This window comes from Flavobacterium sp. HNIBRBA15423 (genome assembly GCF_052655965.1).
The window spans coordinates 2,229,473-2,244,369 of sequence record NZ_CP199751.1 but is presented as its reverse complement, the minus strand read 5'-3'; the positions used below and the strand labels follow the sequence as shown (position 1 = coordinate 2,244,369).

At 31.3% G+C, this 14,897-nt stretch carries 2 protein-coding genes; both read left to right on the top strand.

Going from position 1 to position 14,897, the window contains the following annotated elements; all coding sequences use genetic code 11:
• The first annotated feature begins 78 nt into the window (after window positions 1-78).
• Window positions 79-6,438: a type I polyketide synthase gene (locus ACULEV_RS10150; protein WP_445454940.1), complete on the top strand. Its 6,360-nt coding sequence runs from the start codon at window positions 79-81 to the stop codon at window positions 6,436-6,438.
• A gap of 18 nt (window positions 6,439-6,456) precedes the next feature.
• A complete protein-coding gene (locus ACULEV_RS10145; RefSeq protein ID WP_445454939.1) occupies window positions 6,457-14,748 on the top strand; it encodes an amino acid adenylation domain-containing protein in 8,292 nt (2,763 codons plus the stop codon).
• The last annotated feature ends 149 nt before the right edge of the window (window positions 14,749-14,897 follow it).

The window sequence follows — 14,897 nt, the reverse complement described above, 5'->3', positions numbered from 1 at the left end:
CCATTACAAAAATAAAATAGCACTGTTCCAAGTGGTTTTAAATTAAAAAAAGTATAAAAAAAAATAATTATTTAAATTATGAATACTAAAAATCAACCAATAGCAATTGTAGGTATAGGGTGTAAATTCCCTGGATCAAGTTCATCTGCGGAGAAGTTTTGGGAAATGATGATGAATGAAACAGATGCTATTATAGACGTTCCTCAGGATAGATGGGACAGTAAAAAATATTACAGCAAAAATGATGCACGATCAGGAAAAATAAGAGCACAACAAGGTGGATTTCTAACAGAAAACACTTTTGAGTTTGATTCTTTGTTTTTCGATATGTCACCAAGAGAGTCAGAATCTTTAGATCCTCAGCAACGAATGCTTATGGAAGTTGCATATGAAGCTTTAGAAAATGCTGGAATGACATTAGAAAGTGTTAAAGGTAGCAATACGGGTGTATTTGTTGGAGGATTTATGCTTGATAATTTATTGATACAAACATCTTCAAAAAACAAATATCATATTGATTCACATACCATTAGTGGTGTTGCTATGACTATGTTATCTAATAGATTGTCTTATGTTTTTGATTTGAAAGGGCCATCCTTAACGATTGATACAGCATGTTCGTCTTCATTAACAGCTGCTCACTATGCCTGTCAAAGTATTTGGAATGGAGAATCATCAATGGCAATGGTTGGAGGTGTAAATTATATGCTTTCACCCGAAAGTTCTGTTCTAATGAGTAAAGGAAAATTTCTTTCAAAACACAGTCGTTGCAAAGCTTTTGATAAAGATGCGGCAGGTTATGTTAGAGGGGAAGGAGCAGGTATTGTAATATTAAAACCACTTGCAGATGCTATAAAAGATAATGATAGAATTTATGCAACAATTGTTGGAACTGGAGCAAATCAAGATGGTAGAACTAACGGAATTACTGTCCCTAATCCAGATTCTCAATTGGAATTAATTCGTAAAATATATAAGGAAAATAATATAGACAGAAATAAAATACATTACGTAGAAGCACATGGAACTGGAACTGCGGTAGGAGATCCAATAGAGTTTAAAACTTTAAACAAAGCCCTTTCTGAGCATGGTAATAGAGATTCTAAATGTTTATTAGGTTCTGTAAAAACAAATATTGGCCATTTAGAAGCCGCTTCAGGTATTGCAGGACTTATAAAAACTGCATTATGTCTTAATAATAATAAAGTTCCGCCGAACTTACATTTCAAGAATCCAAACCCTGCGTTAAACTATGAAGAAAGTAATCTAAAGATCCCAATAAGTATCACATCCTTACCAGAAGGTGAAGATTCATATGCTTCTATTAATTCTTTTGGTTTTGGAGGAGCAAATGCACATCTGGTATTGAAACAATATAATACTAGTGTTGCAGAAATAAATGAAAACAAAATAAAAAAGGACCAATTCCTATTTCCAATTGGTGCTAAAAGTATACCAGCACTTAAAGAACTTGCTTCAAAATATAAAGAGTATATTTTAAACAACGAAGATAAGTTTGAACAAGTACTCAGTAACGTTATCTATAGAAGAAGTAACCATCAGGAACGGTTAACTATTTTTGCAACTTCCAGAGAAGATCTTATTGAAAAATTAGAGGCTTATGAAGAAGATATTTTATTAAAAGGTGTACATCAAGGAAGTTCCTTAGATAAAAAGCCTAAAATAGTTTTTGTATATACTGGTATGGGACCTCAATGGTGGAAAATGGGAAGAGAACTCATGGAAACTGAACCGGTTTTTAAGAATGCAATAAAAGAGTGTGACGCTGAGTTTTTTGCTATTTCTGGTTGGTCTATTTATGAAGAATTATTAAAACCAGAGGAAAGTTCAATTATTAAAGAAACAAATGTTGCTCAACCTGCAAATTTTGTTATTCAAGCAGCACTCACGCAATTACTTGCCCATTATGGTGTTACTCCAGATGCGGTTGTGGGACACAGTGTTGGGGAAGTTGCTTCGGTATATGCATCTGGTGTTTTATCATTGAAAGAGGCATTGATTGTGAGCTATTATAGAAGTAAATTGCAACATTTGTTAACGCAAGGAAAAGGAACCATGTTGGCTGTAGGGCTTTCAGAATCTGTTGTACTAGATAGTATTAGCTCATATGAAGATGTGTCGATCGCAGCTATTAACGGTCCAACCTCTATAACCATATCGGGTAACACGGATTCACTGAATGAATTGCATGCAAAGTATAATGAAATGGGGGTATTTAATCAATTATTAGATGTAAGTGTTCCTTATCATAGCCCAATAATGAAATTAGTTAAAGAACAATTATTAGATTCTTTAAAAACCATTAGAGGAAACAAATCAAACATTGCTCTATATTCTACCGTAACAGGACATTTAATCGAAGGAGAACAAATAGATAATAATTATTGGTATGACAATGTGCGTGAACCAGTCTTATTTTCAAAGTCAATAGAAACGATTCTAAAAGATGAATATAAAGTTTTTGTAGAGGTAGGACCTCATCCTGTACTGAGAAACTCAATACTTGAATGTCTTAATAACAGAAAAGATTGCCATATATTACAAACATTAAACAAAAGAGAAGGGGAACAAATTAACTTTTTTGAAAATCTTTCAAAACTTTATACACTTGGTTATCCAATTGCTTGGAATAACTGGATTGATAAGTTACCGTTTATGCCTCTACCTACTTATCCTTGGCAAAAAAAACATTTATGGAGAGCATCTATGACACTATCTCTAGATAAATTTAATGGTATTGATAGTTTATCTTTCAGAGAAAAAGTTAATAGTCCTTTAAATGCCTATGTCTATGAATTGAATGAGTATCTTTTTCCTTTTTTAAATGATCACATAGTTCATGGAAAAGTTGTTTTTCCTGGTGCAGGATATATTGGTGTTGCAATAGATATGTTTCAACATGATATAAACCAAAAAGTGCCTTTCATATTAGAAAATATACAATTTCTTCAGGTACTAGTCATAGATGAAGACGAAATTCAAAAATTGCATATCTCTATGCACCCTCAAAACGGTAAATATAGTCTTCAAAGTAAAAATGGAGATGAAGAGGCCTATTGGACAGAAGTTTCATCTGGGAAGTTTGCTATAGGAAATTTTGAAGAGAAGACTCCTGTTATTGCTATAAAAGACATAATGGAACGTTTAGATACTATTATAAGCGAAACAGATGTTTATGATAGATTGAGTGAATCAAAACTTGACTATGGGCCTCATTTTAGATGTATTAAAGAAATAAAACAAGGAAATGAAGAATTGATTGCTACAATCAAAATCCATGAAGAAATGGTTGAATCTTCCCAAGATTATTTCATTCATCCCACATTACTTGATGCTTGCTTCCAAACAACAATTGCTCTTGTAAGTAAGGACGTTGTGCCAGTATCAATCAATAAAGTTCAATGCTATGCAAAACCTAAACATGAAATATTTTGTCATTCTGTATTAAAATTTGCTGATGACAACTGTATCATTGCAGATTTAACTATCTGTAATGAATTGGGAGATGTTTTAATGTTCTTAGAAGGATTTAAATGTAAACAACTTGTTAAAAATGAATCCCAAACAGATGAGGTGTTAACAAAAAACTTATTCGAAACTAAGTGGATACAGGAAGAAAGAATTTTAGACTATAATGAAGTTCCAAAAGATAGTCTAACCTATATTTTTATTAACGATTATGTAACTAATTTGCCTTTTCAAGAATTATTGAGGGGAAATAAAATCACACTAGAATTAGGAAGTGAATATAAAGAACTAGGTGAAAATCATAATGTAATAAATTTAGGAGATAAAAATGCCCTTAGTTCTATATGGAATGATGATTATAAAGAAGTTAACATTGTTTTGATGCCATCTGTTGGTTTTCATCCCATTGAAAATCAATTGCAGATGAGTGAAAAGTGTTTACATCAAATAATGCCACTTTTTAATATTGTTAAGTTTTTGTCTCAAAAAAATGATATTAAAATTAAATTATCCATTCTTACTAAAGCAAGTCAAATGGCTATCGAAGGTGATATAATATTATCCTTAGAAGATAGTGCACTTCATGGAATGGGAAGATTAATTGTAAATGAGTTTTCTAATTGTCAAGTTCAAATGATAGACATTGAAGATAACCTATCTCGCGAGGCTGCAGAAAATATGTGGGAAACAGTTGCAAACATTATCAATAATAGTCATGCTTCTTTTGAAGAAATAGCCATTCGAAATGGTGATATTTATAATAAGAAAATGGTGAATTTAGAGATTGATGAGAAAAACAAGTTAAAAACAATCAATTTTGATTCAAAATCACTCAAATTAAAAAACCCTACGACACCTGGATTTGAAAATTTACTCTTTGAAAATCTACAACGTCGAGAGCCGAGACCAAATGAAATTGAAATCTTAGTTAAAAATACTGTATTTAGTGATTTTGATTGTCAAAAACTGGATAACAAAATTACAGATGAGCTCATTGAAGGCACATTTGCTGGAAAAAATTTAGGTTGTGAATGTTCAGGAACAATTGTAAGAGTAGGCTCTGAAGTTACTAATTTTAAAGTAGGAGATAACGTATTAGCATTAGCTTCAGGCACTTTTCAATCGTTCGCTGTAACTTCGGAACATCTAGCAATAAAATGCCCTTCTAACTTAAATGTTGTAGAATCTGGTCTACTTATGAGTTACTTGACAGCTATTTATTGCTTGAGAGATAAGGCTGGTTTAGGAAAAGATGATACGATACTTATTCAAAATGCTACTGACGCCATCGGTTTAGCTGCGATTAATTATGCCAAACATGTTGGAGCAGAAATTTTTGCCACAACGAACTCTACTGATAAAAATTCATTATTACAATCATTAGGAGTGAGTCATATTTATAATTCTGATAATTTAGATTTTCCAGCTCAAATAAAATCTGTTACAAATGGTAAGGGAGTTAATGTAGTTTTAAGTTCTCAATCCGGAGAAATAGCTTTTCAGAATTTTTCATGCTTGGCACCTTGCGGAATTTATGTAGATATCAGTAAAAAAGATATTATTAGTAATACTTCTATAGATATGAAGTTTTTTAATCATAATCTATCTTATATCGCAGTTGATATTGATAAAATGCTGATTGAGAAAAAGGAAAAAATAGCTAATCTCATGAATGATTTATTAAATTATTTAGAAACAGGTGTATTGTCTTCTATACCTGTGACTGTTTACTCAGTTAATAATATTTATGAAGCATTTAATCAAATTAAATATAATAAACCACTTGGGAATGTTGTAATTGATTTTTCGAATCAACCAGTTCAAGTTATTAATACTAATGAAAGTAGTATAAAAGCAAATGAAACTTATTTAATTACTGGAGGAACTAGAGGTCTTGGATTAGTGATAAGTAAATGGCTTGTTGAAAAAGGAGCCAAAAATCTTGCACTACTTAGTAGAAGCGGATTAAAAACTGAAAACGCTATAGTTGAAGTTGAAAAAATGAAGAAGAAAGGAGTTAATGTGAAAGTATATACTGCTGATATTGCTAAGTTGGATGAAGTGCAACAGGTATTTAATAGCATAAAAGAGGACTTACCAACTCTCACTGGAATTTTTCATGGTGCTATGGTCTTAGATGATGGCTATCTTTTAGACATGGATGAAGATAGATTTAGGAAAGTGCTACAACCAAAAGTAGATGGAGCGATGCATCTTCATCATTTAAGTAAGGGAATGAATCTCGATAATTTTGTAGTATTTTCTTCAATATCTTCATTAATTGGAAATATTGGTCAAGCAAACTATGTAGCTGCTAATGCTTTTTTAGACGCCTTTGCTCACTGGAGAAAATCTATGAATTTGGCAGTAACTACAGTAAATCTTGGAGTTTTAAAAGAATCTGGTGTTGTTTCTAGAAATGAAAATATAGAAAAAATCCTAGAAGGTACAGGAATTCATGGTTTTACTGATAAACAAGTAATGCAAGGAATTGATTTTATAATTAAAGAAAAGCCAACACAACTTGGGTTTTTCGATCTGAATTGGAGTGTAATCTCAAAAAGTTTTGGAAAAAGTGGGATAGCACTTTTTAATGAAATTGATAAACTGCACACAGATGAAGAGTTAACCCTAACTGAAATTCAGGCAACTAATAGGGAAAAAATTGCAAACTTAGATCCAACTGCTCAACACGAATTTATACAAACACTATTAAAAGAACAATTAGGAAAAATTCTGAGAATTCCAATTGCAAGTATAAAATCGGATAAAGGAATAAATTTATTAGGAGTGGATTCAATTTTAACCATAGAATTCATGAGAATGATTAAAGAGAGTCTTGCCGTAGAAATTGCACCAATAGAATTTCTTACAGGACCATCCGTGAGACAATTATCTAGTAAAATAATCGAAAATTCCTTTCAAATAGTAAGTGAGGAATTGGTTTAATCTACATGTATATAAAAAATGGTAAAACAATTAACGATACAAGAAATCTTTGAAAAGAATATTAAATTAGGTGATCAAGCAGGGATTACCTTTTTAGAGAGTGAAAACAACATGGAATACATATCGTATAAAAAACTCTTCATGGAGGCGAGATGTATGCTACATGTTTTACAAGAAAAGGGAATTCGACCTGGTGATGAATTAATTTTTCAGTTTTTATCGAACAAAAACTTCCTAGTTACTTTTTGGGCATGTGTTTTTGGAAAAATTATTCCAGTTCCAATTGTTTTTGGAGTGACGGTTGATATTATGAAAAAAATAGGTAAAGTTTGGGATAAATTAGAAAACCCATACTTAATTACAGATTTAGAAACGTTAAAAGATAGCTGGAAAGAATATATTGAAAGTCAGTCAGAAACTTCTATTGATGTTGATAAGAAATTCATTTCTTTTAATGAAATAACCTATTCAAAGCTAGCTAAAGTTTTGCCAGGAACTATTGATGATATTGTGTTTATTCAATTTTCTTCTGGTTCAACAGGTAACCCAAAAGGAATTGTTAACAAGCAAGATAGTATTCTTTACAATGTAGAGACAATGACTAATTTAATTCAGTTAACAGAAACAGACTCATTTCTTGGATGGATGCCATTAACGCACGATTTAGGATTAGTATTTTTTCACATACTACCTTTATTAAGAAATGTGCCTCAGTTTTTGATGCCACCAATGGAATTTTTTGCATATCCTAATTTATGGTTAAAAAGTTTAGCCAAAAACAATATTACCATTTCTGGTTCTCCAAACTTTGGGTTTAAACACACTATTGATAATGTAGTTACCAAAGATTTGGATGGATTATCTTTTGAAAGTTTAAGATTAATCATTAATGGAGCAGAACCTGTGTCTATTGCGATTTGTGATGAATTTGAACGTATGCTTGCTCCTTATGATTTTGTAAAGGGGACTATAGGTCCTGCCTATGGCTTGGCTGAATCTGTTCTTGGTGTATCTTTTACATTGAAGAACAGACAGCAAACTAGAGAATATATTTTAAATCGACACAAATTAAAAGTTGGAGATGAAATAGAAGAAGTAGATGCAGATTCTGTAAATGCTGTTTCATTTGCCAATTTAGGATCTTATACTGGTACGGACATAAAAATAACGGATAGAAATTTGCAGACGCTATCAGAAAGAAAACTAGGGATAGTACATTTAAAAAGTAAAGCAGTCACATCTGAATTTTATAATGATCCAGAAAAAACAGCAGCAACAATATCTGAAGATGGTTGGTTAAATACCGGAGATTTAGGTTTTATAGATGATAATCATTTGATCTTGACAGGTAGGGAAAAAGAAATGATTTTAATAAATGGACAAAATTATTTTCCAAATGATCTTGATGATTTAATTGATGAGTTACCAGAAATACAGTTTCAGCAAGCCGTTACTTGCAGTTTGTTTAATGAAGAAAAATTTCAAGATGATATATATGTATTTGTAGTTTATAACGGTCTAGTTTCAGAATTTTTGTCACTTGAAAAATCGATAAAAGAACATTTAGGACAAAGAACAGGATTAACAGTCGAAAAAGTAATTGCAGTGGATAAAATCCCTAGAACAACAAGTGGGAAAATTCAACGCTTTGTTTTGCTTAATGATTATTTGGAGGGTAAAAATGACAATTTTTTAAAAGAACTAGAAACTGAAAAAATCAAGCTAAAGAGCGCTTCAAAAGTAAATAATGATGAGGGTGTAGCATCAGATTTTCAAATTACTTCAGATTCAGATATTGAGCAAAAATTAGTTAACATTTGGAAAGAAGTATTAGGTGTTACTTCTATAGGTTTACAAGATGATTTTTTTCAATTAGGCGGAAACTCTCTAAATTTAATTAGACTAATATCTAGAATTCATCAATCTTTTGGGATTGAACTCAATATTGGTGATGCTTTTAAAAACCGAACTATTAATAATCAATTATTACTTATTACAAATGCTCCAAAAGTAAATTTTGATCCTATACCTGCCGCAGAAATCAATGACTATTATCCACAGTCTGACACTCAAAAAAGAATGTTCATTATGGATCAAATGAATCCTGAAATGGTTGCATATAATGTCCCAATAGTCTTTAAAATAGTAGGTGATATTGATATTGATTTATTAGAAAAAGCATTTAGACGTATCATAGATAGACATGAAGCTCTAAGAACGTCATTTGAATTAATAAACGGAGAAGCATATCAAAGAATTCTTGATGTTGTTAGCTTTACTATAGAAAACATACCAAATGCGAGAAGTTTAGATGAATCAATGAATGTATTCATCAGAAGTTTTGATTTGAGCGCACCTCCTTTACTTAGAGTTGGAATCAAAAGAGAAGGAAGCGATGTTGCATATTTATTAATAGACATGCACCATATTGTATCTGATGGAGTCTCTTATGTTAATATGATGCAAGAGTTGATGGATATTCTCAATGATCAGCCATTAAAATCATTAATAATTCAATACAAAGATTATGCAGTTTGGCAACAAAATGAAGAAATAGCACATCTACTAGAGAAACCGAAAGAGTTTTGGATTAATCAGTTTAAAAGTTTACCAGTAGGACTTCATTTATCAACTGATTTTGCTAGGCCTCCAATTAACAGCTTTAAAGGAGCTACCGCAACTTTCACATTAAATGAACAAGAAATGCAGGTGTTAGCAGATGTCTGTTCAAACCAGAAAGTTACCATGTACAATTTACTACTAGCGTCTTTTATAGTTTTATTATCCAAATTATCTGGTCAAGAAGATGTCGTTATCGGTACTTCAACAGCTGCTCGTCAACATATAGATTTGGAAAAATTGATAGGAGTTTTTATCAATACATTAGCCATAAGAAACTTTCCCAAAGGCAATTTAAATTTTTCAGATTTCCTTGAGAAAGTAAAAGAGAATATCATTAGCTGTTTTGCAAACCAAGAATATTCATATGAAAAGTTAATTGCTCAGTTAGGGTTAAAAACGGATTTAAGTCACAATCCCTTGTTTGATATAATGTTTGAATATTACAATTTTGATTTGTCAGAATTTAAATCTGATAATCTACATTTAACACATGTAGATTATAATAATATAAGCTCTAAACTCGACTTATCATTTCGAATTTTCGAAAAAGAAAACAGTCATACATTTTACATAGATTATAGAACAGACCTTTTCAAAAAAGAAACAATAGAGCGCTTTGTTTCATACTACAAAAATATTTTAAAAGCAATTGTAAAAAATATAGATATTAGATTATCAGATATTAATATGTTACCAAATGAAGAGTATAAACTATTAATTGAAGATTACAATGCAACAAAGTTAAACTATGCATCAACAACCAATTTGGTATCTTTATTTGAAGAAGAGGTGCATAGACATCCAAACCGACTTGCAGTATGTTTTGGAGAGCAAAAATTAACCTATGAGGAGTTGAATGAACAGTCTAATAAAATTGCCAATTATTTAATTTCCCAAGGAATTGTTCATGGAAATACTATTGGTCTTATGTTTGAACGCTCTGTAAATATGATAGTTTCTATTTTTGGAGTATTAAAAACAGGAGCAGCTTATTTGCCAATAGATCCAGGACTACCAGAACAACGTATTGGTTACATGTTAAATCAAAGTAGAGCTAATTATTTATTAACACAGAATAATTTTATAGATCGATTCACAGCCTATCTACCAGTTCAAGCAATAGATTCGTCAAAAATCAAGTCACAAAGTTCAAAAAATCCTTCAGTAGAAATTCATTCTACCGATATGGCCTATTGTATATTCACTTCCGGCTCTAGTGGAAAACCAAAAGGAGTAATGATGAATCATCAAAGTGTAGTTAATCTAGTGAAAGGTTTGGAGGAGAGAGTTTATGATTCTTATGAAGACAAGATTCTGAATGTCGCTTTAGTCGCTTCTTTTTCTTTTGATGCATCTGTGCAACAAATTTACGGTTGTTTGTTACAGGGACATAGTTTATATGTTGTAGATGATGAAAGTCGTAGAGATGGTTTTAAGTTAAAATCATACTATAGAGTTAATAGCATTGATGTATCAGATGGTACTCCAACACATCTCCGTTTGCTTCTTGATACTTTAGAAAAAGGAGAAACATTAGGAAATCTTTCTTCATGGATTTTAGCAGGTGAGGCGTTACCTAAAGAATTAGTAAAAAAATTCTATGATATAGTAACTGACAATATTATACTTTATAATTTCTATGGTCCAACAGAAACCTGTGTAGATTCTACAAGTTATAAAGTAGAAAGAGAGAGACTAGATGATTATTCCTTCATTCCAATAGGGAAACCACTACCAAATGAACGCATTTATATTGTTGATGCATATGGTAATTTAGTTCCTAAAGGTGTTATTGGAGAACTTTGTATTGCTGGAGATGGCTTAGCACAATACTATGTTGGTGATATTGATACAAGTTCAGAAAAATTCAGAAACGATTGGATTACTGCAGAAGAACGGGTATATCTTACGGGCGATATGGCTCGATGGTTGCCAGATGGAAATTTGGAATATTGTGGTCGTATAGATGATCAGATTAAATTAAGAGGCTATAGAATTGAACTATCTGAAATAGAACATCAACTCAACACATTCAAAGAGATCATGCATTCTGTGGTAGTATTAAAAGAATCTGAAGATGATAAATATTTAGTTGCTTACTATGAATCTTCAACAACATATCGAGTAGGTGAACTTCGAAATCATTTGTCGGAATATTTGCCAGATTACATGGTACCGCTGTATTATGTTCAACTCGAAAAATTACCATTAAATTCTAATGGGAAAATTGACCGCAATTCATTACCTGAATATAAAATAGAGATTGAAGATAATTATGTAGCTCCTGAAACAGAAACAGAGGCAAAGTTAATAGCAATATGGGCAGAAGTTTTAAAACTTGATAGTAAAGTAATTGGAACCAAAAGCAACTTCTTTGATTTGGGAGGACAATCTTTAAAGCTAGTGTTTTTAGCAAATCGCATTAAGGAAGCATTTAAAGTCACTCTTAGTTTATCAAAATTAATTACTATTAAAAACATTCAAGAATTAGCTAAAAACATTGAGGCAAGTTTGCAAGATGAATATTTAAAAATTCCACAAGCACCAAAAATGGATTTTTATCCGTTGACTACTACTCAAAAAAAGTTTTATTTTCTAAATCTGCTCAATAAAAAATCAACGGTATATAATCAACCGTTAGCTTTCATGGTAACAGGGGCTATTAATAAAGAAAAATTAACTAAAGCTTTTCAAGAAGTTATTAAACATCATGAAATTTTTAGAGTTAGTTTCACCTTATTAGATGATTCACCAGTACAGTTTTTCACAGAAAATGTATTTTTCGAAATAGAGTTTTTTAGAGCTACATTAGAAGAAAGCACAAAAATAGTTTCAGAATTTATTCGTCCATTCGATTTAAGTAAAGCTCCGCTTTTACGAGTAGGATTAATTCAGATAACAGAGGATAAACATCTTTTAATTACAGATAGACATCATATTATTTCAGATGGGGTGAGTCTGGAAATTTTTATCCGTGATGTAATGCGTTCTTATGAAGGAAAAGAATTATTACCAATTAAATTAAATTATAAAGACTATTCAGTTTGGCAACAAAGTAAATTTTTCAAGGAGAATTTAGAGCGTCAAAAACAATATTGGAAAACAATATTTGAAACACCACCAACAATACTGAAACTACAAACAGATTTTGAACGTCCATCGGTAATTAGCTATAACGGTGCTGGATTTAATTTTGAAATTGGACTTCAACAAACCAAAGAGTTATATGATTTAGCAAAAGCATTGAATACTACTATATTTTCAGTAATTCTTGGGGCATTTAAAGTAATGCTATACAAACTTACTAATCAAAAAGATATTATTGTTGGAACTCCAGTTGCTGGACGTAGGCATGCAGATTTAGAAGGAATGATGGGCGTTTTTATTAATGTACTGGCATTACGCAACCATATTGATGATAATGATACTTTGCACACATTCTTAAAAAGAATACATCAAACTTCTATTAATAGTCTAGAATTTCAGGATTATCCTTACGAAAAATTAGTAGAAGATTTAAATGCTACTAGAGACACAAGTCGTAATCCCTTATTTGATGTAATGTTCGTCTATAAAGATGCGATACCGATAACGATGAAGACTTCTAATTTAGAACTTAAAGAACATACACTCGAAGCAGATACTTCTCAAATGGACTTAATTTTCCATGTGAATACTACCGAAACCAATATTCAACTAAGTTTTCAATATGCCACTGATTTATTTGAAGAATCAACCATTAAAAAGTTTGCAAAATATTTCAAAAAAATAATTAGTCAAATTCGTTCAAACATGTCTTTAGGAGATGTAAGCATACTTGATGAAAAAGAAATATCACTCATCAGAGAATTTAGTAAATCTGAAATTTCTGTTGAGGTAAAAGATACTATTGTTGCAGCATTTGAAAAACAAGTGCAATGTTTCCCAAACAAGATGGCATTGGTGCATAACAATTCTAGCTTAACCTATAAAGAACTCAATGAACGCAGTAATCAATTAGCTGATTATTTAAGGAAACAAGGTGTAAGAAAAGGAGATTTAATAGGGTTAATATTAAATAGATCCGAAGAAATCATTATTGGTATCTTAGGGATACTTAAAAGTGGTGGTGCTTATTTACCAATTGATTCTAAATTACCCGAAAATAGAATAACCTATATGTTAGAGTCTAGTAATGCTAAATTATTGCTTGGACATGCAGAACATTTAGATACATACAAAAATATTATTCCTACTCATGATATTCTAAATGAAAATATTAAAGAGTATTCTATAGAGAATATAGTTAGTGATCGATCTATTTCAGATTTAGCGTATTGTATTTTTACTTCGGGTTCAACTGGAATGCCTAAAGGTGTTTTAATGGAAGACAATGCTGTAATTAACCTCGTAGAAGGACTTTCACAAACGGTTTACAAAAATTTTGAAACAGGACTTCGTGTAGGGCTTATTGCTTCCTATTATTTTGACGCCTCTTGCCAACAGATTTTTGCTGCCCTTTTAAAAGGACATTGTTTATATGTCTCGAACGAAAAAGAGCGAATGGATGGAGAGGAACTCTACAATTTTTACAAAAGTAACAAGATCGAGTTGAGTGATGGTACCCCAACGCATTTAGGAATGTTGCTAAGAAGTAAACAAGGGGCAATAGACTTACCAGAATTTAAAGTATGGTTATTGGCAGGGGAGGCATTACCAAAAGGTTTGGTTAGAGATTTTTATGAACGTTTAGAGTTATCAGATACTATTATATATAATTTATATGGTCCAACAGAAACTTGTGTAGATTCTACTTTTTATAAAGTAACACCAGAAAACCTAGATAAATATGACACAATACCAATTGGGATTCCACTACCAAATGAGCGAATTTATATTGTAGATAGTTTTGGAAATATAGTACCTCAAGGAGTTGTTGGTGAACTTTGTATTGCCGGTTCAGGTCTTGCACGTGGATATCTTGGTAATGGAGTTGAAAACCAGAAATTTATCACAAATTGGATTGTTGGTGAAACAAGGGTATATCGAACAGGAGACTTTGCATGTTGGTTATCAGACGGAAATATAGCTTACAAAGGCAGAATAGATAATCAAATAAAATTAAGAGGTTATCGCGTCGAGATTGAGGAAATTGAACACATTTTGTCTGCTCATAGAGCAGTTGTTTCAAGCGCTGTTACTTTACAAAATATTGATGGAGAAATGTATTTATCTGCTTTCTATGCTTCTAATCAAGATTTAGATGATGAAACACTAAGAGCCTATCTTAATAATAGTTTGCCAGATTATATGATCCCTTCTTTTTTTACTAAATTGGACAAGATGCCTTTAACTTCCAATGGTAAATTAAATAAAGCTGAATTACCAATTCCTAGCAGAATAATAAGAGATCTGCACGTACAGGCATCTACTGAAATTCAAAAAAAACTTGTTGAAATTTGGGCAGAAGTTTTAGGTCTAGAGGCACAATCTATAAGTGTTAATCAAAGTTTTATTCAACTAGGAGGACATTCATTAATGGCTGTTCAAATTGCTAATAAAATTAAAAGAATATTCAATCTAGAAATTAAACTTGTGGAGCTTTTCCATAATGTAACGATTATAAAACAAGCAAATTTTATAGAGGCAAACTTATGGATTAAAGAAGAAAACCTAGTAGAAGAAGGAAAAACTGAAATCAGTATCTAAAACTTGTAACACATTACAAGATTGTAGATATTAAATTATCTACATACATCTAATCTAAAAGGTATTTTGAATATTTCACAACATTAGCATTAGTCAAAAATATTTAGGTATATTTCTCATTATACCTAAATTCTTTCTCTAAAGGTGTT